Source organism: Rhabdochromatium marinum (assembly GCF_016583795.1).
Lineage (GTDB): Bacteria > Pseudomonadota > Gammaproteobacteria > Chromatiales > Chromatiaceae > Rhabdochromatium > Rhabdochromatium marinum.
Map to the genome: position 1 here is coordinate 13132 of NZ_NRRS01000031.1, position 26857 is coordinate 39988.

Sequence of the window (26857 nt, forward strand, 5' to 3'; positions counted from 1 at the left end):
CGAAGAGCGGCTATCGTGGATGCTGGCTCAATTGCTCGGTTTGTCTGACGCTGAAGTCGCATCGGCGCGTGCTTGGCGGGCCACCAGGTCGATCAAGGCCGCTTGGCCGACATGGCCGGTGCCTTCGCGCAGCTCGGTCTGGTATTCCTCAAGCCGCAGAATCTCCAGTCCGGCGAAGGCGTCACGCAGGAGTTCGGGCGTGTAGAGCAGCTCGGCACAGGGCGGACCGCCGCTGCGAAAGGCCAGCTGCGCCGGGGTGAAGCCATGCAGCAGAAGTAGGCCACCCGGCGCCAGGGTGCGCTGCATCCCGGCGAAGATTGCGGCTCTGAGCTCAGGATCGGCGAATTGAATGAAAATCGCCACCACGACCTCATAGTGCGCCGGTGTCCATGGCCAGTCGTGCAGGTCGGCCTGATGGAAATCCACCGCCACGCCCCGGGCTGCCGCGAGCTTGCGTGCCTTGGCTAGGGCCACCCCGGAGCTGTCCATGGCGGTGACTTCGAGCCCGAGCGTGGCGAGATGCACCGCATGGCGTCCCTCGCCATCAGCCACGACCAGCGCCCGCTGTCCGGGGTGCAGGCGCTGCGCCTGGGCCGCGAGAAACTGGCTCGGCTCAGTGCCGTAGAGATAGTCTTCTTGATCGAAACGTTGGTCCCACATGGGAGTACTCCGTGAGAGAATTCTGGGGGTAAATTTATTCAGGTTTTCAGGAACAGCAATGACATGACCGCTCAGCAATCCGCAGGCACCCCCGGTTTGGCACGGGAAGCTCCACCCAACACACCACCTGACACACATTGGGGTGACCCACATCCGCTGCATGACCCCTGGATACTCGCCCATTTCCAGGCCCGCCCAAGCGATGTGCTCATCACTACGGCGCCCAAGGCCGGAACCACCTGGATGCAGCAGATTTTGCATCAACTGCGCACCGGCGGCGATGACACCTTCGAGGACATCGACACGGTGGTGCCCTGGTTGGAACGCCAGCGTCCGCCTCAAACCTGGCAACAGGTGTTGGCGGGATTTGCTGCGCATCCCGATCCGCGACTGTTCAAGACCCATTGTACCTGGGAGCAAACCCCGGGCCGGGAGATCGCGCGCCTGATTCTGACGGTGCGCGATCCGCGCGACTGCTGCGTCAGCTTCTACCATCACCTGATGGACATGACCGACAGCGCGCTCGCCGCTCACGGACTGGAGCGACCGGCGAGTCTGGAGGCCCATGTGGAGGCCTGGCTCGCCTTCGGCGCCTGGTTTCGCAATCTGGGTAGCTGGTGGCCGCAGCGCGAGCGCGACAATCTGCTCATGCTGCGCTACAGCGACCTCAAGGCCGACCTGCCGGGCGCCATCCAACGCATCGCCGCGTTTCTCGGCTGGCCCGTGACGCCACGGACGCTTGAGCAGGCCGTGCAGCTGTCTTCCTTCGCTTGGATGAAGGCCAATAGCCAGCGCTTTGCCGGGCGCAACGCCGACGGCAGCCCGCTGTTTCGCCCCGGCGGCTTCATCCGCAAAGGCCAGACCGGCGATCACACAACCCAGCTGACCGCCGATCAGGAGGCGCGGATTCTCGGTCGTTGCCGCCAGGAGCTGCCCGCCGACTGTCTGGCCTATCTGGGTCTCGATTGATCCTTCGCAGCCGTCATGGCGAGTCAGCGACCTCGGAATCGATGATCACCTCGAACATCTAGCGCGGCGCTCGCCTGAATGATGACGCTGCCCGTCGGGACACCGATATCCCCGGCAATCACCGAGCACTTGGCCTGCAGCAGGAAGCAAATGGGCGCGTCAACGCCGCTCAGTGTCTCGTAATTGGCTTGGCCCTTGGCGATGATCAGCCGAGCATGGTCGAAGCGCTCGCGGAAGTCTGGCGAGCATAGACCCAAGGGCGCGCCCATGGCGTCGCAACCGGTGTCGATGATGTCCGCGACCTGGTCCAGTCCGGCAGCGACCGCGTCCTCACGGGTCGCATCGTTTAGCACCGGACCGGCCTTGACCGCATAGCGCACGGGGGGAGACAGCGTCTCGATCAGCACACGATCGAAGACCGTCTCGCCGGCGTTGTCGGCCAGATACAGCACGTCATCCACCCGTTCCAGCGCCTCACGCAGCACCTGCAGATCGTCGATTGGAGGCTTGGCCTGAAGCACCCGTTCCAGTGTCGCCTCCAGGTCGAAGGTCTCGGCGACACCATGGTCGATGATGTTGCCGGCGATGGCGATGTGCACTGCTGCCCGCAGAGGATCCTCGGCCGTCTCGACCCGCTCCCGCAGCGCCGGCAGCAGGGCTAGAGCCTGCTCAGTGGCCTCGCGTTTCACCCCCAGGTAAGGATCGGGAGCCCGCGCGCGCTCGCGCACCAGCCGATGAATGCGCTCGCCCATCTCCGGTGGGGTCGCATCGCGGCCAAGTTCGCGCAAGGCGGTCATGGTCTCTTCCAAGATCGCGCGCTGCAATTCAGCCGAGGCCCCAGCGCGGCGGGCCGCGCTCAGCGCCTGACGCAGGAAGCAGGGCCAGCAGTCGAGATAAACTTGCATCGTGCCCAGACCCTACTGTTGGCGCTTCTGCTGCAACAGTTGGTCGTGGTAAGAGCCCTCGCGCAGCAGCTTGGCGCCGCACTGGGGGCAGCGCTCGTCTTGGCAAGGGATACCGGCGCGGTGCGCGCCGCGATAGTCGCACTTCGGGCAGATGCAGGCGCCACCCGCTCCCATATTGTGTCGTTGTTGCTTGGGCATGTTGGAACCTCCACGTCGCTGTTTCCGATCAATTCGATCAGGATTATCCGGGGAGGTGAGAGTGGCCGCATTGATAAGTCGCGTTTCGGCCAGCAGCAAAGTGCTCCCTGAAACGCTCTCTGGCCTCTGCGATCAACGGCTGCAGGTGGTCCTCCGACAAGCGGCGCTTCGTTCAGGATGAAGCCGGCGCTGAGCCGGATGGGCGTCGGAGCTCGATTGCAACACATCCTCCAGGGTTCGCATTCGCACCTTTGCCATCATGCGTCTCCGTCAAGGATCGCGGCTGATGCGCGCCACCAGGCGGTGCGTCCAGCCCCTTCACCACGACAAGGTTTTCACCTTCGGGTCGAACAGCAGCCCCGTCACCAGGTCCGGGTTGCCCATCTGCACCCCTTTGATGAAGTCGGCTTCCGTCAGCCCAGCAGCCTTGGAGCAAGCCATGCAAGCAATGACCATCCCGCCATCGGCGATGAAGGCCTTTAGCATGTCCTGGATCGACCGGCCTTGTTCCTTCATCAGGCCATGGACGTGGGAGGCGCGCTTCTTGTCGGCCAGGTTAATGGCGCGCACATTCAGCCAGATGGCCACGGGTTTATAGCCGCGTTTGAGCACTTTCTCGTGGGCAAACAGGATCGCTTTCGCCGCCGTCCAGGTATCATCGGTGGTCAGGTTGACGAACAAGCCGCCTTCAACCTCCTCCGCGCTGGCCACCGGCGCTGCGCCGAGGACAAAACAGATCATCAGAATCGAAATCAACGGCTTTTTTATCATCACATCGCGCTCTTTATCAGGGGTTTCGACGAAGACAGGGCGTGGGCTGTAAGCAGGCTTCGCTAGCACGCCGGTCGGGATCAGCGGCGCAAATACCGCATGCAACGAGGTTCATGATGCCAGGATTTTCGCTAAGATGGCTCCAGACCGGGCCATTCTACGTGACCATTTCCGCCAACAGCTTGTCTGTGCGCGACATTCTGCAGGGCAAGACGGTTGCGCTCCAACCCTTGGTCTGCATCGACCGGCGGCGAACACCCGAGCAGATTCTCGCCGAACCGATCATCCGCCTCCGGTGTGCAGGCGCATGCTGATGTCAATGTGCTCTGATTGATGGCCCTGCGATTCCTTGCCCTGCTGCTGATCTGCCAGCTGATCGGCGAGACGCTGGTGCTGTGGATCGGCCTGCCGGTGCCCGGGCCAGTCGTCGGCATGCTGCTGCTGTTCATCGGGCTGGTGCTGCGCGGCGCAGTGCCCGAGGGGCTCGGTACGACCACCGACACGCTGCTGGCGCATCTGTCGTTGTTGTTCGTCCCGGCCGGTGTCGGGGTCATGTTGCATCTGGCTATGCTAGGCGACCACTGGCTGGCGATTGCTCTGGCCCTGGTGTTGAGTACGCTGCTGACCTTGGCCATCACCGGATGGGTCATGACCGCCTTGATTCGCTGGCAGGACAGGCGCCATCACCCGGAGGACTGACGAATGCCCGCCGACCGCTCCCTGGACGCGCTTTGGGTTTACCTGGCTACCCGTCCACTCCTGCATCTGACACTGACGCTGGTGGTTTATCTGCTGGCCGATGCCTTGTTTCAACGCAGCGGCCGCCGCGCGCTGCTGAACCCAGTGCTGGTATCCATGCTGGTGCTGATCGGCGTACTGCTGATCACCGATACCGACTACCAGACCTATTTCGATGGCGCGCAGTTCATCCATTTCCTGCTCGGACCAGCCACTGTGGCGCTCGCCGTGCCGCTGTATCGACAACTGGATCGGATTCGCCGCCTGTGGCTGCCCATCCTAATTGCCATGGTGATCGGCGCACTGGTCTCGGCCACGAGCGCCCTGGTGATCGCCGCCAGCCTGGGGGCGACGCGCGAGACCCTGATGTCTCTGGCGCCCAAGTCCGTCACCACGCCGGTGGCCATGGGCATCGCCGAGCAACTGGGCGGCTTGCCCTCCTTGACTGCGGCTCTAGTGGTGCTCACGGGCGTGTTGGGGGCGGTGATTGGCCCGGCGCTGCTCACAGCGGTGGGCGTGCGGGATGATCGCGCGCGTGGCCTGGCTTTGGGGGTCAGCGCCCATGGCATCGGCACCGCGCGGGCCTTGCAGACCAGCGCGCTGGCCGGCGCCTTTGCCGCCCTGGCCATGGGGCTGATGGCCTTGATCTCCAGTGTCCTGCTGCCTGCGGTGGTGCGCTGGCTGTTTCCCGTCTGACGTTGTGCACGACCTTCATCCCCTTCGCGAGACTCAGGCGTTGTCGTGAGACATCGGTGATCACAGTGGCGCGATCTGGCCGGTTAAGTAAACGAGAAGGATGTTGCAACGGTGCCGAAGTATGACGATCCGATTCAAATTGATTTTGGGATTGTGCCTAATATTAGGACTGCTCAGCCTGGGAATGGCTGGGGTGTTCTTTACACTGATCCTGCCCGGAGTCGAAGACATTGAGCGTCGTTCTTGTTTCGTTGATCTGATGCGCGTCGAGCAGGCGATCCAGCAAGAACTCAGGCGCATTCAGCAATCTAGCCGGGAATGGGGGCAGTGGGATGACAGTTACCACTATGCTGCGACCCTCAATCCCGATTACGAAGCCAACAATCTGACCGTCAATTGGCTGACAGACTTGAAGCTGAATCTTTTGGCCATCGTCGGCGCAGATGGCCAGCTGTTGGTGAGTCGCTTCTCCCATCCCGAACATACTTTGACCGAACCGCTGGTGATGGAGACCTTGGGGGCAACTGATGTCGAGTCCCGACTGCGCGACGGTGGGATCGGCTTGGTGAAATCGCCTGCCGGCGTGTTACTCCTCGCGTCTTCCAGGATTCTTCCCACCAAAGGCCAGGGACCGTCACGGGGAACTTTCTATTTCGGGCGTCTCATTGATGATGATTTCATCCGCGAGTTGTCGGAACAGTTGCACTTGCCCGTTCGGTTGATTTCGGAAAAGCCGGCGCTGCCTGAACTGCGGTTTGAAGCGTTGTCGGAGAATCAAAGTCTGTCGCAGATGGGAGTGCCGCTGCTCAACGCAGGGGGAGATGATCTGTACATCCATCTCCAGCAGGAACGTCCCTACTACCAGCAGATGCTGGCTTCGGCGCGCTATTACATGGCGGCGATCTTCCTGGCCGGTTTGTTCGCTAGCCTGGTCGCTTATATTTTTCTTCAACATGTCCTGGTCCGACCAATCCTGGTGCTCAAGGCGGAAGCCGAGCGTTTTAGTGATGCCCACAAGAGCATCTACTTCAAGCATTCCACGACACAGGATGAAATCGGCCAATTGGCGCATGCGTTCGAGGAGATGGCCGAGCGCGTTATCGAAGGTCGTCTATTATTGGAACGTGAACGCAAAAAGTTTGAGCATGACAGCCTCACCGATCCCCTGACGGGACTCGGCAACCGCCGCTATCAGGAACAGGCACTGGCCATGGACCGGGAAAGTCATTCCGGAGCCAGTCGGCTGTTCATCATGATTGATCTCGATCACTTCAAGCAGGTCAATGATCGCTACGGCCATGATGTGGGTGATGGGGTACTCCAACAGATGGCGAAGCTGTTGGAGCAATGCAGTCGGGGCCAGGATATTCTGGCCCGCAGTGGCGGCGAGGAGTTTAGCTTGTTCTGCGCGGGTATCGACGCAGGCAGTGCCAGCTCCATCGCCAAGCGCATTTGCCAGGAGACCGCCGCACATCTGTTCGGCGATCAAGACATTAGACTTCACCTGACCTGTTCGGTTGGCTTCGCACTCTGCCCCCAGTGCGGTGCTGACACGCAGAATGCGGAATGCGACGCCAGACTGCTGAAGTTGGCCGACCTAGCGCTCTATCAAGCCAAGGCGCAAGGCCGCAATACCTGGGTTGGCTATCGCCTCCAGCCCGAAATCTCGGATTGCCGAGTGCCGGTTTCCGAAGCTGCTCTCCACGATGCCGTGATTACCGGCGCGGTCGTTTCTTTCGGACCCGAGAGTGGGAATTGGGTGACTGTTCCATGACACGTCCGTTCATTATTGCCCTGGCGGTCGCGACGCTGCTCGTCGCGGCACTCGCCCCGCCACTCGCCCTGGCTGGCGAGGCACTGCCGCTGACCCTTCTGCACTTCAATGACTTTCACGGTCAGCTGGATCCGGTGGAAAACCCGGACGACAGCCCGACCACAAGTGGACACCTGGGCGGCATCGCTCGACTCGCCGGCCTGGTGCAGTCCATCCGCGCCGAGGAGCCAACCCGGCCGGTGGTGCTGCTCTTTGGTGGTGATCTGCTCCAGGGCACCGTCACCTCGACGGTTTTTCTTGGTCTCCCGGACATCGAGCTCCTGACGGAGATGGGCGTGGATGCGGCGGTGATGGGCAATCATGAGCTGGATTACGGCCAAGACGTCTTCCGCAAGCTTCTCGACACCGCCGGCTTTCCCATCCTGGCTGCCAACCTCGAGGTCTCTCCGCTTCCTTTTCCAACGCCCGCAACCCAGATTCTGCATCGGCCGAATGGCCCGCGTATCGGGCTCCTCGGCCTGGTCACTGAGGAACTGACCACCACCACCCATCCGCGCAACACCAGCGGAATTGCCATGCAATCCGCCGCAGAGATCGCTGCCGGCTGGGTGCCGTGGCTGCGCGCGCGCTCGGATCTGGTGGTGGTTCTGTCGCACCTGGGGCTTGCCGCCGACCGGCAGCTTGCCCGGACCGTTCCGGGAATCGATCTAATCGTTGGCGGGCATAATCACCGCCTGCTAAAACAGCCGGCGATCGAACAGGGGGTTGCGATCCTCCAGGCCGGCGCCCGTGGGCGCTACCTGGGCCGGCTGGACTTGGTGGTTCAAGACGGACAGATCGACATCCAAGGCTACCAAGCCATCCCAGTTGACGACCGCGCACCCGAAGACGCGTCCATCGCCGCACGAGTCGCTGACTTGAACGCGCGTCTCGCCGAAGAACTTGAGGTGGTTGTTGGGTACAACGCCCGGATGCTCGATGCCAGTCGCGCGGTCATCCGTCGCAGCGAAAGCAACCTCGGCGACTGGGTGGGCGATCTGGCCCGCGCCCAGACCGGGGCCGATGTGGCCCTGTTCAACGCCGGCACCTTCCGCGCCAGCCTGTCAGCCGGCGAGGTGCGCCTGCGCGATCTCCACCAGGCCTTCCCGTTCGGAAACGAACTGGTCACCGCCACCATTCGCGGTGCCAGACTTCAGCAGGTACTGAACCGTTCCGCCGCCCTCGACCCACAGGATGACCCCGGCGGTTTTCTCCAAGTCTCGGGCGTGCGCTTGGTGATTGAGGACGGCACCGCCCAAGAAATTCAGATCGGCGGCAAGCCGCTGGACAGGGACGCCGACTATCGGCTGGTGATGTCGGATTTCCTGGCCGCCGGTGGCGACGGCTATGCCGAGCTCAAAGACCTACCCAGCGCCACGGCGACCGGGCGGCTTGTCTTGGATCTGGTGACCGATGCCTTTCGCCAGCCAGGCCGGGTGGATGCTGGAATCGACGGGCGATTATTGCGCCGCTGAAGCTTGGCTCATCATAGCCAATGGAGGTTATGTCATGTCGGCGTTCCTCTTGTTCCAAGCTCATAACCCCTCATGGGGATTCGGAACGAACAGGGGGTGTCGCGTTAGGGTTACCGGTGCCCATCTCATAACCCCTCATGGGAATTCGGAACCCAGGGGGGCAGTCTCTAACTGTCAGCGTCAAAGCAACTCATAACCCCTCATGGGGATTCGGAACCGGTGTGGCGGGCTGGTCAGTCAATGGCGCGGCCAGTCTCATAACCCCTCATGGAGATTCGGAACCGCATTGCTCTTATTGCGCTGATGCGGGCTGTGGTCTCATAACCCCTCATGGGGATTCGGAACCGCTGGCGGATGTGCGCCACGCGCCCGTCGGTGCGCTTCTCATAACCCCTCATGGGGATTCGGAACCCGTGTGCCTTTGTGCGGCCGCGCTTAGATCGCCAGCCTCATAACCCCTCATGGGGATTCGGAACCTGGCCAGCGCGAAGCAGTGAGTTAAATTGTTTGAGCTCATAACCCCTCATGGGGATTCGGAACGCGGCAGACCGCTCGGAGTAGTCACAACCGGGCACAACTCATAACCCCTCATGGGGATTCGGAACGAGCTTGCTGGGCGATAAGTTTTCCGATCAGTGGGACTCATAACCCCTCATGGGGATTCGGAACTTGTCAGCGCAATATGTTCCCATGCGTCAATTGGTCTCATAACCCCTCATGGGGATTCGGAACACGCTGCCAGACCTGATCCAGCGCACGGCACAAAAACTCATAACCCCTCATGGGGATTCGGAACGCAGCACCGATTCGATCAGATGCACGGCGGCCCACACTCATAACCCCTCATGGGGATTCGGAACAGCCAGTCCAGGAGCCAGTCGCCGCCGTCCAGCTCGGGCTCATAACCCCTCATGGGGATTCGGAACGGGGTGACGGCGACACCGCAACGGCTCGATGGCAAGTCTCATAACCCCTCATGGGGATTCGGAACCACCGATCCTTGTCCGTAAGGCCAAGCTGTTTTGCTTCTCATAACCCCTCATGGGGATTCGGAACACCCAGCAGGCTGGATCCGCATTGTGATATGTAAATCTCATAACCCCTCATGGGGATTCGGAACCCAGCGGGACTGAGCCGTTGCAAAATGTTCGTGGAAGCTCATAACCCCTCATGGGGATTCGGAACTCGCGGCGGTCGCAGGGCTTGGGTGCCAGGCGTGCGTCTCATAACCCCTCATGGGGATTCGGAACTGGGCGGCGCAGCCAGCGTTTTACACGTCAGTGTGTCTCATAACCCCTCATGGGGATTCGGAACCGGCGGCAGCGCCTTATCTTGGGGGGCCGTTCTGATGCTCATAACCCCTCATGGGGATTCGGAACCTGCCAAGACAGTGAAATATGTCCCGCCGTTGCCGTTCTCATAACCCCTCATGGGGATTCGGAACGTCTGTGCCGTCGATGTGGTACAGGTCGTACCACTCCTCATAACCCCTCATGGGGATTCGGAACGCGGAGGAGTTAATAAAATGCTGTGGACTGTAGCAACTCATAACCCCTCATGGGGATTCGGAACTCTTCATCATCACAACCACTAAAGTCACCAGCAACTGCTCATAACCCCTCATGGGGATTCGGAACCGGGTGAGATACCAGCCGGCGCGGCATGATCGGCGCTCTCATAACCCCTCATGGGGATTCGGAACAAAGATTGCCCGCCGGCCATCCGATGGCAAGCACGGCTCATAACCCCTCATGGGGATTCGGAACGCTGGCCCCATGATCTTGGATGGTGGCATCCCGGACGCTCATAACCCCTCATGGGGATTCGGAACCGCGCTTCCATGCGGCGGCGTTGCCAGTCCTTGAGCTCATAACCCCTCATGGGGATTCGGAATTATTGTTGGTGCCATCGAGAGTGACGCCAGCGGCGCTCTCATAACCCCTCATGGGGATTCGGAACACCGAAATCCTGGAGGCTGGCGAAGCCTTCAGCGCCCTCATAACCCCTCATGGGGATTCGGAACGATCTTGGCGAAGTCTTTGACGGCATTGCCGCCGCTCTCATAACCCCTCATGGGGATTCGGAACGATGGGACCGCGACAAACAAAACCCTGAATCAAAGAACTCATAACCCCTCATGGGGATTCGGAACGCAATAAGAGATGCCACAACAGTAACTGGTGTGATTCTCATAACCCCTCATGGGGATTCGGAACGGCCTCTTGGGCGGCAGCGAGGTTGGCTTGGGCGTCCTCATAACCCCTCATGGGGATTCGGAACGCTGTCAGACCCCGGAGCGAGCCAGCGCGTCAGCCATCTCATAACCCCTCATGGGGATTCGGAACGTGCCAACGACGCCGAAGACCGTGGAGCCGACATTCTCATAACCCCTCATGGGGATTCGGAACCGAGATCGCCATCGACATCCAGCGCCGGCGCAGACCACTCATAACCCCTCATGGGGATTCGGAACGCGCCGCCGTCAATGTCATCAAGTGTGTTTTTAAGACCTCATAACCCCTCATGGGGATTCGGAACGATCAGCCCGATTAAGCCCGGCACCTTGCAGCTCATGTCTCATAACCCCTCATGGGGATTCGGAACCAGCGGCGTGCTGTATATCGGCACGCAACAGGCGCGCTCATAACCCCTCATGGGGATTCGGAACGCTTGGCATCGGCGATGGCCGCGCGCAAGTCGGCGACTCATAACCCCTCATGGGGATTCGGAACTTTTTGACAGCGGCGTCGATTTCTGCGTCGGTATAGCCTCATAACCCCTCATGGGGATTCGGAACAGCCAGGGTTGGCCGGCAATCGCGTCGAGGGCGGTCTCATAACCCCTCATGGGGATTCGGAACGAATTGTCGAATCGACATCCGGCAGGGCGCCGGTGGTCTCATAACCCCTCATGGGGATTCGGAACTGTCTGGGTGCGGTCTGCCAGGACGCCAATTGCGGTCTCATAACCCCTCATGGGGATTCGGAACCGTCATATTCCCGGCTTTCGCCAGGAGCCATCTCTTCTCATAACCCCTCATGGGGATTCGGAACCCACTGAGTGACGGCGCTGTTGTCAGTGGCGCGACCCTCATAACCCCTCATGGGGATTCGGAACCGGCTGTCAGCCAGGGCTATCCCGAGATTGCCAACCTCTCATAACCCCTCATGGGGATTCGGAACTATCCGCTGCGCTCAAAGGCAGCGACGCCTATGATCTCTCATAACCCCTCATGGGGATTCGGAACCGCATCATCCGGCGCGGCCACCGATGCTGCTGCTGACTCATAACCCCTCATGGGGATTCGGAACTTCCGCCTGCTCTGCAAGGCGAGCAGCCAAGCCGAAGCTCATAACCCCTCATGGGGATTCGGAACCTTGATCGCGCAAACATTGGGCGTTAAGACCTTGATCTCATAACCCCTCATGGGGATTCGGAACAACTCCATCACAGTGACAACCGAGGCCGATTGGTCCCTCATAACCCCTCATGGGGATTCGGAACTGCGATCAGCAATGATCCGGTTAGTGTCTGCATTGAACTCATAACCCCTCATGGGGATTCGGAACCAATGACTCCTGCCAGGCCAAAGAAAGCCGCTTCGATCTCATAACCCCTCATGGGGATTCGGAACCATGGGTAGGCGCACCTGCACGTTTTGCAGGCTCATCTCATAACCCCTCATGGGGATTCGGAACGGTACAAAAATCCATACGGATGGGCGTCGCATATCTCTCATAACCCCTCATGGGGATTCGGAACGCGATCAACACGGTGATAGGCACCGTTGATGCGGACTCTCATAACCCCTCATGGGAATTCGGAACCGCCCGTCAAGTCCCGTCAATGTGGGCGTCGGTAATCTCATAACCCCTCATGGGGATTCGGAACTTGCGGGTGCGGATGTTGTCGAGGCTAACATCACGATCTCATAACCCCTCATGGGGATTCGGAACTGACCGAGCTGGCGCGGTCGCGGGCATTGATCAGCAGCTCATAACCCCTCATGGGGATTCGGAACCACCATGCCGCTGCGCCACGGCGCGCCTGAGTTTCTCTCATAACCCCTCATGGGGATTCGGAACTTGATGATCTGATCGGCGGCTTCACCGGCTTTCTGCTCTCATAACCCCTCATGGGGATTCGGAACCCATCGCGCGCCATCCGCCTGCCCTGATGCCGCCGTCTCATAACCCCTCATGGGGATTCGGAACATGGTGTGCGTGTCTTCCGATGCGGTGACCCGCTCCTCATAACCCCTCATGGGGATTCGGAACTTGCGCCCATGTCAATTCAGCTTGGCCGCGCAAGTTCTCATAACCCCTCATGGGGATTCGGAACTGTAGCTTGTCCCGCCTGAGACTGCGCCGCCTGAAACTCATAACCCCTCATGGGGATTCGGAACAATAGACCACGATTCAAGAGTCAAATCATACGTTGACTCATAACCCCTCATGGGGATTCGGAACCCTCGAGATTCTTGCAAATTTCCGGTGCCGAAATGGTGTCGGCAAGAAAAAATTCCAGAGCCAGATGATATCTGACAACGTCGCAAGAGTGCGCGGCGTGCTTCAGTGAGTATCGAAGTTGGTATCACAAGACACCAAAGTCGGTCTTGTGGCGAGTATCCTCCGACCTGGCAACCTCGCCTTTGCCGGATTCGGATTTTACCAAGTGGGTCACTTCGACATTTCGTCGGTTTGCGGCGGTGATTTCCGTCAGCCGATCCTCGGGTATCATCAATTCACTGAGCTCGCGGCGCAGTCTGATGGCGTTCGCTTCAGTGATGTCTCCAGTGAACACAGAATATTGTTCGTGATTCAGGTAGCGGCGGAGCAGTTTTCGGAATCGGTTTGTCCGTTTGGCCTCGACATCGTAAGTCATCAGCATAAACATGGCTATGGCTGTCTCTTGAAGGATTCATACTCTGCCACTTCAAGCACTTCTCGTTCAAACGCGAGTGCCTCGCGATAGATCCATTCCCGGTACGACCTTTCTTTGAGTTGCTCCTCAAGACGCAGGGAGAATTGTTCTGCCACATGTCGGCGGCCTGTCTCGGTCAGCAGACAGACGCCGTCTTTGGTGTCGAACCAGTTGTCCGCTAGCGTTCCGCGCCGCGCCATGCGGAAGATCAACATGTCCACGAGAACGGGCTTGAAGGGTTCGGCTAGGTCCAAGCTCAGGGACGCACGGCCCTGCCCTGGACTGTGAAGCACGCTGAAGGTTTCTTCCAGGTGGGTCTTGCTCGCCTCGTGACGCACCACGGAATAGGTGAGCTGATTGAGGAAAGAGAGCAGGCAGTTGATAGGGTTGTTCGGCGGGCGGCGCACGCGAGGGGTGAAATCCAAGCTCGGGTGGATGTGCTTCCAGCCGCTGTAGTACCACTCGTGCAGGTTGCCTTCAATGCCCATCAGGGTCGGGTTGCTGTCTGCCTTGCCGATTTTGTCCATCAAGCGCAGCATCTTGTCGATGATTGGCGTGAGTGACTCGGTGCCACGGTAGCGGTAATAGCGTAGATTCGCAATTATATTGTGAGCGGCGCCGCGCACGACTTCACGCGCAACCGTGAGACGTCTTTTGTCGTTGAGCAATAGCCGCGCTTGCGAGAGTTTGACAGCGCCGGCTGGATTGCGGTCAATCGGCTCGAAACAGCCCTTGAAGTAGCCGTGGTAGTCAAACACAGACAATCTGACGCCATACTTGCCACACAACGTCAGCAGGCGGCTGTTCAGGCGGGTTTCGCCAAGCAGAACCAGATGACGAATCGTCTCGATCGGCAAGGATTTGACCTTGCCGTCGCAGGAGATTGCAAGCGTGTTTTCACGCTGTTTCAGGATGGCATCGCGTGCGACGAAAAGGGTTTCCATTAGTCATATCCGCAAAAAGAAGCCAGCGAACAGTTCGTGCACAGGCCAATACGTGGGGTTTTAGGCACGGCTTGCGTCTGGGCGAGGTGCTCAAGGCGCAGACTGTCGTTCCAAAGTCCATCCAGCAGGGCAGGGTCGAGAATCACTTCACGCCAGCGCCGATTGGTGAGTACCTGCACGCGACCACGCCAAGTTCGGTCGGTCGCGATCGACAACATGGCGGCGTAGAAGCCGACTTGCCGATCAACCGCTGTGGAAGCGCCCGCCGTGCCTTTATTTTCAAACACAATTGCCTGCTCCCAGTCGAGGCGATCCGGGGCAAGTCCGAATAGGCCGACTGTCGAGCGGTCGCGTTTGTAATGCGTGCTCTGGTGGGCAAGTCCTGTGGCGACCCGGCTGTTCCACTGGGCGAAATTAATCCGGTGCAGATACATCCAAGCGCGGCGCTCGCACAGATTGACGTGCTGAAAATGCAGGCCGTGCAAATTCAGCCGGTCAATGCGCTCAGAGAACGCTACTGACTGCGTCCAGTGAAATGTCGGGGTCATGGCCAGGCACCAGGCCAGTGAGTCGCACCAGCTTCTTTGCGGCCTCAAGCGCCTCGGGGTAGTCGTCCCAGTCGACTGCGTAGTGGTCGACGTTCTCGATCTCGCGGCACCAGGCCTCGACGAGTCGATCATCAAAGGGCAGCGAGCGGGTTTCCGAGGTGTGGGGAAAATGGCAAATCCAGCGGCGCTTGGCGTTGCGGTCGGGCTCGTCGCGCCAGTAGTCGTCGACACTGCCGGTAATGCGGATTTCGTCGTCAATCAGCGGAAAACGGTCGAGCACGCAAGTCTCGCGCTTAAGCCAGACCCCGGGATAGTCGAAGGCTTCACCGCGATCATTGACCACGCGGATCTTTCCTTCGATGGTGCGCAGGTCGAGCGCTTGGGCGCGAAATAACTTCAGCCAAGGCTCGACATAGGGCGCCAGTCGCGGCTCCTTGGCCAAGGTCTTCACCGTCTGCTCCAAGCGGTAAAGGCCTTTCGCGGTATCGGGACGGTGCTCAAATAAGTGTGATCGGCGGTGTCTGCGGTTGCTGGGGTGATCCATCAGCAGCATCCAGTAAAGCCCGGCACACCAGGCCGCGCGTCCGGACAATCGGCCAAAGCTGCCCGCCGCCATGGCGCGGTTGCTGCTCGAGACTGCGGCTTGGCTGAGTACGGTAGTCAAGTCCTCGATCCCCAAGCGTTGTCCATCGTGTGATGCAACCCATTCTCGCAGGCCACGCACCCAGGGATCGCGGCGGGTGCGCGCATCATCGAGTCGCACGATGACACGACCGTCGGCGCCTCGCCGGGCCGCGCGTCCATAACGCTGCAAGAAGTTCATCGGCTCGAAGCCGGGCTCCATGAGCATCAAGTTGGCATTGCGGAAGGTCACGCCCATTTCGACGCTGGCGGTTGCCAGGATCAGGTCATAGCGCAATGGATCGCATTTGCGCCCAATGGCGAAGCCAGCCTCATGCAGGCTCTGCGCGATGCTGTCGCGTACGCTATTGACGACCAGTACCCGGGAAGGCTCAATCCCGCCATCAGGAAGCCAGCGGGCCAGGACGGGTAGGTCTTTTTCCAGCGCGGCGAGCGCGTCATAGATCACCACGACCTGCTGCTCGGCCGCGATTTCATCACGAATGTGATCGATCTCAGCGTGGATCAGCTCGCGCAGGCTCGGTGTGTCGCGCACAGCAAGCACCACGTCACCGTGCAAGGGGCGGCCGTCATCGACCAAGGTCTCGCGCAAAACGGCAACCTGCTCTTGATCGACGCCGACCTGTTTCAGGGTGGGTAGCAAGTCCAAGGGCGTCGCGGACAAAAAACTCAGTTTGGCGCGACCATAGCCGGTACTGCCATCGCGCTCGGCGGTGATCAGCCGGGCGAACAAGGCCGCCAAGCCGAAACCGCGTGCTTCGATGGTGTGGAATTCATCGAAGACGATGTGATCGAAGTCAGCGAGCAAGTCAAAAACGCCTTCGCCGGCTTGCCCTGTCTCGACGCGTCGGCGCACCAAGAGCGCGCTGACGACTTCCGGCACCGCGACGATCATTTCGCCATCGCTGCCGCCGAGTTGCAGCGCCTGCATCTGCCGCAAGCGCAAGCCGTTGATGTGCACGATTCCTTGGGCCTTCCAATCGGCCGTTTGGTCGGAGCTCCACAGTGCCACCACACCGCAAGCGCGCGTCTGCTCCCAGCCGGAATTCATCAAATCCTGCACCAGACCGCTGGCGAGATTTTGCGCCAGCCGTCGGGTGGGGACAATAAAGAGCACGCGCTCACCTCTGTCACGCAAGGCGCGTTGGAATGCGTAGCTCTTGCCAGCACCTGTGGGAGCTTCGGCGATTCGGACCCGATGCTCGTCTTCAAGCAGCGCGCGCTGCAGCGGGGAGAGTCTATCCGTTCCTTGGGCGACGCAATGCCGGGTGATCGTTAGTTCCATTGCGCGACCTCCGCCGCTGCATCAGCGAGCGCCATCGGGGCCGTCAGTTGCAAAGGGTAGATGAGAAAGCGCTGCACCGGCAGTTGGCGCTCGAACTGCATGGCCGTCCAGGCGTTGAGTCGCACAGGGCCACTGAGATTGTCGCGCTCCAACTTGACCAGCCCGTTGCGGTGCAGCCCGATGCGGATCACCAGCGACTTCTGGCCGGTGGCGGCAAAGGGATCGAAGCCGAACAAAGCGCCGTGAAACACCGCGTCCGGCGGTACTTCCTGGGTGTGCCAATATTGCTTCAGGTTGCCCTTGCTGACGACATCGCGCAGCTTCTTGGGAAAGCCGCCTTCTTCCTCCAGGTTCAGGCGGCGTGCCAGCGGCGGGAGCAGCTTGGGTGCCTCCGCCATCAAGACCGATGCTCGCCAGGGCAGGACGCTCAGATCGCGTCGGTAGTCCTTTTCCGGTAAGGCGCTCCAGACGCGGGCATAGCCGAGGGCATGGGCCAACGCGAAAGACAATGCGTTATCCCCAATCAGCTCGGGCAGTGTCGCCGTGCCGCCCTGCACCGCGAGCGAGTGGTAGGCGAACGGGGAGAGGGTTGTCGCGCGCAGCCCAGTGATGGTGCTCATTTTCCGAACCAGCCGTCGAACAACTGGACCATCGCTTGGGCGGCCTTCTGGTATTCCGCTTCCAGCGCGCCGCCGGGTTGGTTGAAGTCCTGGATCAGGGATTCGACCCAAGCCTGCACTTCGGTGCCGGGGATGCTGGTCTTGTGCAGCGGTTTGAGCAGGTTGTCGATGGACTGGGTCAGGCTTGCAACATCGGTGATCTCGGCGCCGTCGATGCGCTTGATCAGCTCGTATGGCGAGGTCTCGGCTTTCTCGAACAGGTCCGCATAGATTCCGACGAAGTGGCTGCGCACATTGATCCCGGTCACTGCCGTCTGACCACCGTAGCTGCCCGCCAGTCCAACCGACAGCAGCAAATGTTTCAGACCAATCAGTGGCAGCAGCTTGCCGCGCGTGGAGAGCACCTGAATCAACAGGGTGCCAGGGTTGATGAAGTGGCGGCTAAACAGGTTGTCGGTATTCTTTTTAGCATCGGCATCCCAGAGGGTGCCGTCCTCAAAGCCACGATTGTGGAAGCTCTCGCCGACGCACAAATACTTGGGTTTTAGGCTCAGCGCATCCGAGTAATTCACAGCGGCGCGCACTGGTAGCACCTTGCTGTCGTGGTTGGCGGAGTCACCGAAGACCAAGGTATTCAGATCAAAGGAGTCCGAGGCTTTGCTGCCCTTGGGAATGGCGGTGCGATTCTGCGGATAGCGCCCGCCAGCGTTCATGGCGCGCAAAATCTGCAATGCGCGGCCACGCTCGGGGTATTTGAACTTATTGGGCACCGCGCGGACATAGGTTTCGTTGTTGAACTCGATGTCGGTGATTTCCTGTTCCGCGTTACGAATCACGAGCGGTGCAATAGCTTCGCGCACCACGACTAACGACACACTGCCGAGATTCTTGCGTTTCGGGTGCAGATAGGCATTCTTGTCGCCTTGGCTCTTTTCAAGCAGATCGTCCAGCTTGGGCAAATAATCGTTCAAGCGTTCCATGTCGATTCTCCGTTTAATCAGTGGTTTCGGTGGAGGAAGTCTCTTGGTCGGCCTCGGCCTTTGGGCGCGGTGCGGTGAGGAAGGACATGCGATAAATGCTGGCAAGGGTTTTTCGATTCACTTGCGCGGGCGGGCGGCCGTTGAGGACGCCAAACCAGACGTCATCGACAAAACGCTCGGCGAAAGCGAGGCATTCGGTCGTGAAATTCACATCGTCACGGTGGTTTTTTGCTGCGGCTTTTTGCTTGCGCACTAGATTCGTATCGAGTTCTCCCGCGATCGCCATTGCCAGGGATTCAGCATCTCGTTGGCCGAGCTTCCATACCGCGATGGCTGTCTCAAGGCTAATGTTGAAAGCCAAGAGCTCTTCGTTGGCGGAGGCATCCCAGCGCGGTCGTTGTTGAATGCGCGCGGCGGCTCGCCCCAAAGCGACAAGCGGGGCTTCGGTCTTGCTCATGTTGTTCTCCATTACCAGTTGCTCGAATTCACGCCGGAAACGGGCGCCCCGATCCGGTTTTCCGTCTTTGGCTTCGTTGTGAAGTTGCGCCCACGACAGACAGGTCGCACCCAGCCGAGTCTCCGCGCGCGCATAGCGATCGAACACCTCGAATCCCAAGCCGTTGGTGGTTAGAATCAGCTGGGCGGTTTCCAGGCGTTGCAGTGCACCTAGAATTTGCTCAATACGCAGTCGGCTACCACCGATCAAATCGGCGAGCCGGCGTGGCATGGCGTCGAAGGCGAAGAAGGCCTTTTCTTGCGTGGGCAGTCCGCGGAATAGGTGAATGGGACGGCCAATGCGCAGTGCCGCGCGGAGCAGCAGGCGTAGCTGATCAACTTGCTCTTCTGTGCGCTCTGGGATGCGTTCGAAGCGCGCCACGCGATAGCGATGTTGGTAGACCTCATAGCCTTCATAAACCAATCCTTTTGCGGGCTGCTCGCGCGCTAAGTCATAGACCGAAAGGGTCCCGATAACTTGGTCATTATTGAGCGCCAAGGCGGCGAATAGGCCCGTCGTTGCTGGCGAGGACAACAAAGTTGGGATGCCGTCGGGCTTTGCGACCACTGATGCGTGAATGAAGCTGCGGAAACGATGTTCGGCGTAGGCAACCGGCGAGATGTGGGTTTCCCCGCGTGCCGACTCGATGGATTCCAGTCGCCCATCGCGGCCGGAAAAGGCGGACTTCTTGATTTCGTAGAGCTGATCGGCAGATGCGAAGGTGGCGCTATCGGAAACGGGGACATCAGTGAAAATGCAGCGCTTGGTGTCGACTTCAGCCTGACAAGTAGCTGAGCCATTCAGCCGCTCAATGAAATGCGTTGACACGGCTTCAATGATGTTCTGTCCACCTCCTTGGATGGTGTCACGCAGCCCGCGCCTGCCATCAGCGCCCTCAAGCCAGCCCTGCAAAAGTCCGTCATCGCCCCAAATGCGCTCATCAATGAGCGCGTCATCAGCCGCTTGTCGGGTGGCCCACAGGGCGGTCATGGCGCGACGTGAGGCGGCATCCTCAATGGCTTTAATCCATTCGGGACGCTCTTGGTCGACGGCATCGATGACGAGCTGCTCGCGCTGGGCATAATCCGGGAGCTCCTTGACCTGCTTGTGGCTGAGCAGCAGTATCAAATGCCCCGCCTTGCGCAACAGGTGCTGCGCGTCCTCTGAAAGCCGCTCCGGAGCGGGATAGGGGCTCAGGGTTTGTCCGGCGGCTTTCGGCCACATCGGGCCAAGGCCGACATCGCCTAACAGCGCATCCATGTGGTGCGTGGTTTCCGCGTTCGCCAAACCTGCCTTGACGAGGAACAGCCGGCCCAAATCGCGTGCGGGCAATTCATCGCTGCTCATGAAGGTCGCGAGCGTTTCATGGTCGGGCGCCGCATCCAAAATTTCCGGGGTGCCCCGATTGGAGATATTGACGCGCATCCCAAACAATTTGCGCGATAGATAGGCGCAGGTCGCCTTGACGGCGCGCACCTTGATCTGCTCGGCGCGGTCGGCTGGAATTAGCATCAGCAAGCGCCCGTCCTGATGCACCTCCAGCAGCGGCGGCACCGGCCAGGATTTGCTGGCAATCGCGCGTTGCAGTTCGTCGAGCAAAAAGGGATGGTGCGGATCGAAAATGTCGATCACGGCCCAGTCGCGCAGCACATTCGTGGATAAGCTGCGATCAGTGCTCAACCGCTTGAGCACCGCGTCGACACCGTCCGAGAGCCACAAGCCATCAAGCTTGTCGGCCAGCGCGATGTAGCGCGTCAGTTGTTCGATCTGGCGTGGCGGATAAACGGCTGGGGGGCTGCGATGCGCTTGTGTCGTTTCTGCTTGCTCGATCAAATAGCGGACTTGATCTGGCGTGAGCACATGGTCTCCACCAACGAACTGATTCAAACCATATCGCGCCCACCGCTCGGCGACTTGGTCGAGCGGCAGCGGGGTGTCGCGAGGCAGTTGCAGATCCTTGTCGAGATCATGCACGAAGGCGATGGCGGCCAGGATTTGCAATTGGCTGAGCAATGCTGCGCGATCAGCGTTGGGATTAGCGCCCAACACTTCCAGGGTCGCAAAGGTCAGGGCGCCGCGTACCACCGAGAGCAGGTGATCCAGCAAGGTCACATTGGTGCTCGCGGCATAGCGCTCACGGAGCTTGGCGTCACCTGAATAGCCGCCTTTGCCGCTGATGGACATGAGGCGCACAACCCGCGTGTCGATGATGCGGCCCGCATCGCGCGCCGCCGCTTTTTTGTTGTCGAGCTCGCCGCCAGTGCGATCAGCGAGTACATGTGATTCGACGACATCGCGCATGAAGGCGGTGTAGACATCTGCGGCCAGTTTCGTCGCTTCCTGGAGGGCATCACTCATCGTCCAACTCCGTTTTCGGCCAGGCCGATACAGCCGAAACCATTGCGCGTTTTCTCACCAATACCGGCATACCAGGCGAGCAACAGATCCTCTTGGCGGCCAGCGAGCACCAGCGGAGCTTGCATCCCAATAACGAAGGCTGAGCGGCCGTTTTTCATGCGTTTGGTGCTGACTAGCACAGAATGCTTAGGATTGGCGCGCAGGTAGAGGCTGTCCGGCTGGATAGTCAGCGCCACCTCTCGCCCGGCGAACCGGCTTAAGCGTGCGTTGACTGCGGCGGAGAGATCGACATCCGCCAGTGAGCTGTGCCAGCGTGTACCCTCGGCGGATCGGTCACGGATCACAATCGGCGCGAGCGCGAGAACACCCAAGACCCCAGGATCGGCACAGAGTGGCGGATCTTCCTGAATCACCGAGGCTGCGGAAAAGTCGAACAACTCTCCAGTCGCAGCCCGTGCATAGCGCAAGGTATCGGTTTTCAAAGTCTTTAGCGCGACGGCAAGCTCCGGGCTTGATGTCGAGATCACGAGGCTGTGAACTCGCCCTTCCCGTTCCCGGCGATGGCCCAGCGCGGCAAAAGTCCAAGGATGCGCTCGGGCGCCAATGACTTGCTCTGAAGTGGCGCCTGCGGAAGTCAGCGCATTGACGATGGCATCGTGGATCAAGTCCAAATGGCGGTAGCTGGCCCAGCGGCCCCGCGCGAGCTTCAGTCGAATCCGACGCATGTCGATGTCCTTTTTCGTTTTGATGATGATAGTCTAGACGACAAGTTCAACCTATGCGACCCAGGGCAAGATATGAATCATGACATGCTCAGGCGGTTTTCCTTTATCGAAGCACGTCTGCTCTGGGGCGGTGGCCTAACAGCCACGGAACTCGGCAAGGCGTTCGGCATCGCGCGCCAGAACGCGCAGCACACAATCGATCAGTATCGCCGTCAGCATCCGGGTCAGATGCGTTACGACAGACGGCGTCGTCGTCACCGACTGACCGAAGCCTTCGAGACGCATTACATTCGCCGGGATGTCGCGCGTTTTCTCGACTACCAGCGTGCGGTCACCCATACCGCGCTTTTTTTTGATGATCCTGACTGGGCCGAGTTGCCCTTCACGGACGCCGAGACGCTGGTTCGACCGATCTATGATGAGCAATCGGTCCGTGTTGTGCTGGAGGCGCTGCGACTTGAATCAGCCGTGGAAATCGAGTATTGGGCAAAACATGCTAACAGTGTGCGCTGTATCTCGCCCCATCAACTGGTCTACGCCAATGAGCGATATCACATCCGCGCCTACTGCCACGAGAGAAACCGCTATCGTGACTTTGTCCTAGCGCGAATCGTCGCTGCGGAAATGAGCAGTCAGGTGTGGGTGGCTGCGACTGGAGATGCGGAGTGGGTGGAACGGATGAACCTTGAATTTGAAATTAACCCGGATTTGCCTGATAGTACCAAGGCGGCCTTGAGACTCGAATTTCTCAATGAGGAGCAAGACGCCTTGAGACTTACCCATGTGCGGAAAGCTCTCGTCTTCTATGTCAATGCGAGGTTTGGCCGCGTCGATCAACGGTTTGGTATTCCATTGTGGATACCAGTTAAATGATTAACAATACGAGTTCGATTCCGCTTTTTAGGCTCGGCCAAGAACCCTTAAAGGTTCTGTTCATTTGAAGCTGCGATATTCCAAGAGATTTCATTATAGCCAAGTTGTGTGGCTGCGGCTTGCTCGTCCGGTGTCAGTTCATTCCATTGTTTAGTTTCTGAGGCAGGTGGTGGTGCCTGGCCATCCCAGTTGGTTTGATCCCATTCAAGTTTCGCCCAAGCGGCCTGTTCAGCCGTTGTTAATTCAGACCATTCAAAGCTATTCCAGAAATCCTCTATGTTTCTCTGTGGTGCTCTAATCATTGAGGCATCTTTTACCAACAGAGCTTCATCTTGAGCAAACCCTGTGTCTGTAATACCCAGTGTTAGCACAGCGCTGCTTTTTGCCGGTGGCGGGTTCCTGGCTGTCGAGGGTGACGATGCGCGAGAGGATGGTGGAGACGGCTTGCGGGGTGTAGAACTCGCCGGCTTTTTTGCCGGACCCGGAGGCACCTGTGGGTGATCAGGTTGCCGATGAGGTATTCGTAGGCGTCGCCGAGGATGTCGCTGGTGGTGGAGAACTGGGCGATGCCTTCGGCGATGCGGCCGATGATGGTGCAGAGCTTGTTGTTGCGCTCCGCCGGGGTGCGGCCGAGCTTCTCGGAGTTGAGATTGATCTCGGAGAACAGGCCCTGGAAGGTGCTGGAGAAGGATTCGTTTTCGATGTGCTGGAATCCGCGCTCGAGGGTTTGCCGCAGTTCGGCGTTTTGGGTGCGGGCGCGATCAAAGATGCTGGTCCAGAGGTAATCGGGGTGGATGACGTAGTGGACTTTGCGACGCATCTGCTTCTCGAACGCGGGCACGTCGGCGGCGTTGGCCTGGTACCAGAGCGACAGCGGGGTGCGGCGGTCGGTGGCGGGCAGTTGCGGATAGTCCAGGCCGAGTTCCTTCTGGGCGGCGGCCTCGTAGTTGTCGGAGAGGTAGCGCAGGAACAGGAAGGAGAGCATGTAGTCGCGGAAGTCATCGGCGTTCATCGCGCCGCGCAGGTCGTCGGCGATGGCCCACAGGGTTTTGCCGAGTTGGCTGAGTTGGTCTTGGGTCATGTACCCGCCTTCCCTGTGGTTTGCCGGCGCAGTTCGCTGGCCGAAAGATGCACTAATTGACCTTCTTGAACGACGACAAGATCGGTCTCGGTCTGCATGGCCGTTTTCCGCGCCATGTCAGCCGCTCGCTGCAGGGCGGTGAAGGACGCACGCAAATCCGGATCGGTAGCGGTGGAGAGGTCGGGGACGTTCACGGATGTTCTTTCCATTCCAGTAAAAGGGGGTCGAGGCCAGAATTGTCATAGTGTGCCCAAGTATGGACTTGGGGTTTGTAGTCGTGATGAAAGTGATGCAGGCCAGCGGCAAAGCGACGGCGAATCACGGCTTCCGGGACATGATGCCCACCTTGGCGAACGCGCTCGGCGACTCGGGCGATGGCGGTTTCCGCGTTGGGCAGCGAGAGAAAATAGAGACTGACGCGATAGCCGCGTTCACGCCATTGGTTGATCTGCCGCAGGTAGCCTTTCCCGGACAGGGTGGTTTCCAGCGCAAAGCTCTGGTCGCGCTGAAAGCAGTGGCGGATTTCCTCCATGATGATCTTCTTGCCCGTCACCCGTTCTGCGCCTCAGGGCTGGGGAAGAGTTGCTGCATCAGTCCTTTCTTGTGGGTCTTGAGGGCAGCGAGTTTGTCTGCCTGGGCGGCGATCAGGGCGTCGAGGGAGGAGAGGCAGGCGGCGATTTTTTGTTGTTCGCTCAATGGCGGTTTTGGCAGAGGTATTTGAGCGAAATCTTTGTAATAGAGCCGCAGGCGGTCTTTGGTTAAGCCTTGTGAGTGCGCGGTCAATACCTGCAAGGATTGCGGTAACTTGAGAAAGTAGCCGTAGAATTCAGCGCAAACATCTTCGGATGGTGCTAGGACGACGTAAGCGGGACTTACCATGCAATCTTCACAAGCGACACCTGAAGCTCCTTGCCACATTCGCATCATGTTGTAAGCGATGTCATGCTTATGAGCTTTCTTGTTGCCGGTTGCTTGAGAGATGTCGTCGATTCTTCTTTCAAGAGAATCACGCTTGGCTAAACCGTCATTCATGGTCACCGAATATATTGGAAGACCATCTTCACCATGCTGAACTCTGTTCGAGAAAAGAGTCTTTGCTTTAGTAATCTCCCACTCCCTCGCCTCCCGAAACTCAGGAAACCGCAACCTCGGCACATGACGCATATCGTTCATAGTTCATCCTCGACAATCCATGCGGCGAGTCGCTGCCGAATCTGTTGCAATCGCTGATCACCAATGGTTCCCAGACAGCCAGTCATCGAAGGATGCCGATGCCTTGCGTAACAGCAGCACCGGGCGAAGTTTAGTGCCGGACAGGTCGGTGAATGGAAAAGGAACCAGCGCGATTTGGCCGGCACGCTTCAACGCCAGCGCTCCTTGAGATCATCAACGGTGTAAAGTGGCTGTTCTTCTTCCATGCCGCGCAGCGCCTGATGCAGACTCATCTCGCGAAATTCAGCGGCTGTCCATTCGTTATCGACACCGTTTGGATCATTCGCAGACGCATGCATCGCGTTTAGAAAATCAACAAAATCAAAAACTTCAACTTGCTTGTCTGGTGGGAGTGCCTGAATTTTTTTAATGAGTTGCGCATGATTCATCGTCGCAAATTCCCCTGCTTGTTTGGTTAGTGCTCATACGCGGCCAATCCGGAAATCTCCCGCCCGCCCGCCTGCTTCTTGAGCACCGGCACCAGTTCTGCCATCAGCGCGGTCTCGGCCTGGCTGCGCGCTTTCCAGCCCAGTTCCAGCGGGGCGAACAGCTCGGTCAGCGCTTCGCCATCGAAAATCATCCGGTCAAGAGTCCCCTCGACGAAGCCATGCAGCGCCTCGGGCGCGAGGTCGTGGCGCACGGCCATGGCGGTCAGCGCGTCCCGGCTTTTATTGGCCTTGAACACCTGGTACTCGCCTTTGATCTCTTCGGTGCCGCCGTGACCCTTGCCGGCTTGCAGGGTATCAATATAGGCGATGATCTCGTCGCGTTCGTCCATCAGATTACTCTGACCACAGAGCAGACTGACGATTTGGTCGCGGCTCAGGGTCTCCTTGCCGGGCGGTTCCTGACGATAGCACGCGATCAGCGCCATGATGTAGTCGTAGTCGATCAGCGCCGAGGAGAAGAGCACGAACCGATGACCTTGGGCGCGGAAGTCAAAGATGTGGCCGTAGGGCTTGGTGTCGTTGAGCACCCGGTTGGTCCGCGATAAGGCTTGAATCAGGCCGTGGTGCTTGAGGTTCTTGTCGACATAGAGGGTGTTGAGGTATTGGCGGTGTGGTAGGTCGCTGTTGGGGTACTGCTGGTCTTTGATGCGTTGCTGCACGTCCTGATAGTAGCCGTCGAACTCGCCGATGCTGTGGTTGGTGCCGTATTGGGCGTTGTAGTCGGCCATGATTTGCTGCAGGGCGGCTTTCTCTTGCGGGAGGTCTTCCTGCAGTTGCTTGACATCGCGGTTGCCTTCGGCGGGTGGGGAGCAATTAACAGTTGATTGATTTATTTTCAAAGCTGTCTATAATTTTTCATTATGAGGAGTAAATACAGCATAGGCGAGTTTGCTAAGCGCATTGGCCGGTCAGTGCAGACCGTGCGGCGTTGGGAGAGGGAGGGGAAATTGCAGGCCAAGCGCCTGCCCTCGGGGCATCGGTATTTCGATGAGTCCGATGTTCGCCTGATGCTGGGCGGGGCGCCTAAGACGCGCGATGTGGTGGTGTATTGCCGGGTCTCCAGTGCGAGACAAAAAGACGATCTCGCCTCCCAGGTCAAAGCGATGGAAACCTACTGTCTGGGCGCGGGGATTGCGGTCGATGAGTGGGTGCAAGAAGTCGGCGGCGGGATGAACTTCAAGCGCAAGCGCTTTCTCGCCCTGGTGGATCGGATTCAGCGCGGGGAAGTACGCCTGCTGCTGATCGGCCACAAAGATCGGCTGATGCGCTTTGGGTTTGACTTATTCGCGCACATCGCCGCAGAAAACGGCTGCGAGATCTTGGCGGTCAATCAGGACTCCCTCTCCCCTGAACAAGAGATGGTCGAGGAGGGTGCGGCCTTTGAATAATGTGATCACCCGAAACAGGCGGCACCGAATTGATCAATTCGCTGCCAAAATTGTTGCCAGCGCCCGGTCGTTTGGCTCAGCGCCCGCAGGCTGAGTACAATCCCGGCG

24 protein-coding genes, 3 pseudogenes and 1 CRISPR repeat array are annotated in these 26857 nt (G+C 59.2%); of the genes and pseudogenes, 7 read left to right on the forward strand and 20 right to left on the reverse strand.

The annotated features are described in order from the left end of the window. Positions 1 to 27: 27 nt before the first annotated feature. Positions 28 to 660: an SAM-dependent methyltransferase gene (locus tag CKO36_RS10500; RefSeq protein WP_200284012.1), complete on the reverse strand. Its 633-nt coding sequence runs from the start codon at positions 658 to 660 to the stop codon at positions 28 to 30. 63 nt (positions 661 to 723) lie between these two features. Between CKO36_RS10500 and CKO36_RS10505 the strand changes: the two genes are divergently transcribed. Then, on the forward strand, positions 724 to 1629 hold the full coding sequence (locus tag CKO36_RS10505; protein WP_200284013.1) for a sulfotransferase domain-containing protein: 906 nt from the start codon (positions 724 to 726) through the stop codon (positions 1627 to 1629). Between the two features lie 23 nt (positions 1630 to 1652). On the opposite strand, the gene CKO36_RS10510 is transcribed toward CKO36_RS10505, so the two are convergent. From CKO36_RS10510 to CKO36_RS10520, 3 genes are all read right to left on the reverse strand, one after another. Next, complete coding sequence (locus tag CKO36_RS10510) at positions 1653 to 2534, reverse strand: damage-control phosphatase ARMT1 family protein (RefSeq protein WP_200284014.1); 882 nt, start codon at positions 2532 to 2534, stop codon at positions 1653 to 1655. A 12-nt stretch (positions 2535 to 2546) separates the two neighbouring features. After that, positions 2547 to 2732: a ferredoxin gene (locus CKO36_RS10515; RefSeq protein WP_200284015.1), complete on the reverse strand. Its 186-nt coding sequence runs from the start codon at positions 2730 to 2732 to the stop codon at positions 2547 to 2549. 318 nt (positions 2733 to 3050) lie between these two features. Next, positions 3051 to 3608, reverse strand: a complete 558-nt coding sequence (locus CKO36_RS10520; RefSeq protein ID WP_242469526.1) for a DsrE family protein — start codon at positions 3606 to 3608, stop codon at positions 3051 to 3053. Between the two features lie 228 nt (positions 3609 to 3836). Between CKO36_RS10520 and CKO36_RS10525 the strand changes: the two genes are divergently transcribed. The 4 genes from CKO36_RS10525 (at position 3837) to CKO36_RS10540 (ending at position 8225) form a co-directional block, all read left to right on the forward strand. Continuing rightward, positions 3837 to 4202, forward strand: coding sequence for a CidA/LrgA family protein (locus CKO36_RS10525; protein ID WP_200284016.1), 366 nt, complete (start codon positions 3837 to 3839; stop codon positions 4200 to 4202). Positions 4203 to 4205: 3 nt separating this feature from the next. Then, positions 4206 to 4937 (forward strand): LrgB family protein, encoded by a 732-nt coding sequence (locus CKO36_RS10530; RefSeq protein WP_200284017.1) that lies wholly within the window; start codon positions 4206 to 4208, stop codon positions 4935 to 4937. A 193-nt stretch (positions 4938 to 5130) separates the two neighbouring features. Next, entirely contained in the window at positions 5131 to 6711 is a 1581-nt protein-coding gene (locus CKO36_RS10535; RefSeq protein WP_200284018.1) for a diguanylate cyclase, read from the forward strand. Then, positions 6708 to 8225 (forward strand): bifunctional metallophosphatase/5'-nucleotidase, encoded by a 1518-nt coding sequence (locus CKO36_RS10540; protein WP_200284019.1) that lies wholly within the window; start codon positions 6708 to 6710, stop codon positions 8223 to 8225. Before CKO36_RS10535 ends, CKO36_RS10540 begins: the two co-directional genes overlap by 4 nt. A gap of 59 nt (positions 8226 to 8284) precedes the next feature. Next, positions 8285 to 12694: direct repeats of the CRISPR family, unit length 28 nt; unit sequence CTCATAACCCCTCATGGGGATTCGGAAC. Between the two features lie 124 nt (positions 12695 to 12818). Here the strand turns inward: CKO36_RS10540 and cas2 are convergent. Genes cas2 through CKO36_RS10580 form a run of 8 tightly spaced genes read right to left on the reverse strand, consistent with a single transcriptional unit; the run spans position 12819 to position 21746 of the window. Further along, positions 12819 to 13121, reverse strand: a complete 303-nt coding sequence (gene cas2 / locus CKO36_RS10545; protein WP_200284020.1) for a CRISPR-associated endonuclease Cas2 — start codon at positions 13119 to 13121, stop codon at positions 12819 to 12821. 2 nt (positions 13122 to 13123) lie between these two features. Beyond that, entirely contained in the window at positions 13124 to 14092 is a 969-nt protein-coding gene (gene cas1 / locus CKO36_RS10550; protein WP_200284021.1) for a CRISPR-associated endonuclease Cas1, read from the reverse strand. Continuing rightward, positions 14092 to 14640 carry a CRISPR-associated protein Cas4 gene (locus CKO36_RS10555; protein WP_200284022.1) on the reverse strand — a complete coding sequence of 183 codons (549 nt, stop codon included), beginning with the start codon at positions 14638 to 14640 and terminating at the stop codon, positions 14092 to 14094. The genes cas1 and CKO36_RS10555 overlap by 1 nt, the downstream gene beginning before the upstream one ends. Then, on the reverse strand, positions 14597 to 16567 hold the full coding sequence (locus CKO36_RS10560; RefSeq protein ID WP_200284023.1) for a DEAD/DEAH box helicase: 1971 nt from the start codon (positions 16565 to 16567) through the stop codon (positions 14597 to 14599). The genes CKO36_RS10555 and CKO36_RS10560 overlap by 44 nt, the downstream gene beginning before the upstream one ends. Next, positions 16558 to 17187 (reverse strand): hypothetical protein, encoded by a 630-nt coding sequence (locus CKO36_RS10565; protein ID WP_200284024.1) that lies wholly within the window; start codon positions 17185 to 17187, stop codon positions 16558 to 16560. Before CKO36_RS10565 ends, CKO36_RS10560 begins: the two co-directional genes overlap by 10 nt. Next, entirely contained in the window at positions 17184 to 18167 is a 984-nt protein-coding gene (locus tag CKO36_RS10570) for a type I-D CRISPR-associated protein Csc2 (protein ID WP_200284025.1), read from the reverse strand. The genes CKO36_RS10565 and CKO36_RS10570 overlap by 4 nt, the downstream gene beginning before the upstream one ends. A gap of 13 nt (positions 18168 to 18180) precedes the next feature. Continuing rightward, the gene (locus tag CKO36_RS10575; protein ID WP_200284026.1) at positions 18181 to 21021 is read right to left on the reverse strand and encodes a hypothetical protein; all 2841 of its coding nucleotides are present in this window, start codon (positions 21019 to 21021) and stop codon (positions 18181 to 18183) included. After that, the gene (locus CKO36_RS10580) at positions 21018 to 21746 is read right to left on the reverse strand and encodes a CRISPR-associated endoribonuclease Cas6 (protein WP_200284027.1); all 729 of its coding nucleotides are present in this window, start codon (positions 21744 to 21746) and stop codon (positions 21018 to 21020) included. The genes CKO36_RS10575 and CKO36_RS10580 overlap by 4 nt, the downstream gene beginning before the upstream one ends. A 72-nt stretch (positions 21747 to 21818) precedes the next feature. Here CKO36_RS10580 and CKO36_RS10585 point away from each other — a divergent pair, with 72 nt between their 5' ends. Then, positions 21819 to 22619, forward strand: coding sequence for a BrxR family helix-turn-helix transcriptional regulator (locus CKO36_RS10585; RefSeq protein ID WP_200284028.1), 801 nt, complete (start codon positions 21819 to 21821; stop codon positions 22617 to 22619). Between the two features lie 47 nt (positions 22620 to 22666). Here the strand turns inward: CKO36_RS10585 and CKO36_RS10590 are convergent, their stop codons facing one another. From CKO36_RS10590 to CKO36_RS10620, 8 genes and pseudogenes are all read right to left on the reverse strand, one after another. Further along, on the reverse strand, positions 22667 to 22990 hold the full coding sequence (locus tag CKO36_RS10590; RefSeq protein ID WP_200284036.1) for a hypothetical protein: 324 nt from the start codon (positions 22988 to 22990) through the stop codon (positions 22667 to 22669). Continuing rightward, positions 22947 to 23063 (reverse strand): annotated as a pseudogene (locus CKO36_RS19755) (hypothetical protein); the annotation flags it as partial. The pseudogene CKO36_RS19755 and the gene CKO36_RS10590, both read right to left, overlap by 44 nt. Positions 23064 to 23265: 202 nt before the next feature. Then, a pseudogene (locus tag CKO36_RS19760) lies at positions 23266 to 23700 on the reverse strand (type I restriction-modification system subunit M N-terminal domain-containing protein); the annotation flags it as partial. Beyond that, entirely contained in the window at positions 23697 to 23894 is a 198-nt protein-coding gene (locus tag CKO36_RS10600; protein ID WP_200284029.1) for a hypothetical protein, read from the reverse strand. The gene CKO36_RS10600 and the pseudogene CKO36_RS19760, both read right to left, overlap by 4 nt. Further along, a complete protein-coding gene (locus CKO36_RS10605; RefSeq protein ID WP_200284030.1) occupies positions 23891 to 24253 on the reverse strand; it encodes a zeta toxin family protein in 363 nt (120 codons plus the stop codon). The genes CKO36_RS10600 and CKO36_RS10605 overlap by 4 nt, the downstream gene beginning before the upstream one ends. Next, positions 24250 to 24873 (reverse strand): restriction endonuclease subunit S, encoded by a 624-nt coding sequence (locus CKO36_RS10610; protein ID WP_200284031.1) that lies wholly within the window; start codon positions 24871 to 24873, stop codon positions 24250 to 24252. The genes CKO36_RS10605 and CKO36_RS10610 overlap by 4 nt, the downstream gene beginning before the upstream one ends. Positions 24874 to 25061: 188 nt before the next feature. Beyond that, entirely contained in the window at positions 25062 to 25301 is a 240-nt protein-coding gene (locus CKO36_RS10615) for a DUF2281 domain-containing protein (RefSeq protein ID WP_200284032.1), read from the reverse strand. Between the two features lie 26 nt (positions 25302 to 25327). Beyond that, positions 25328 to 26200 (reverse strand): type I restriction endonuclease subunit R, EcoR124 family, encoded by an 873-nt coding sequence (locus CKO36_RS10620; protein WP_420826325.1) that lies wholly within the window; start codon positions 26198 to 26200, stop codon positions 25328 to 25330. A 21-nt stretch (positions 26201 to 26221) separates the two neighbouring features. Between CKO36_RS10620 and CKO36_RS10625 the strand changes: the two are divergent. After that, positions 26222 to 26731, forward strand: a pseudogene (locus CKO36_RS10625) (IS607 family transposase); the annotation flags it as partial. Positions 26732 to 26857: the final 126 nt, after the last annotated feature.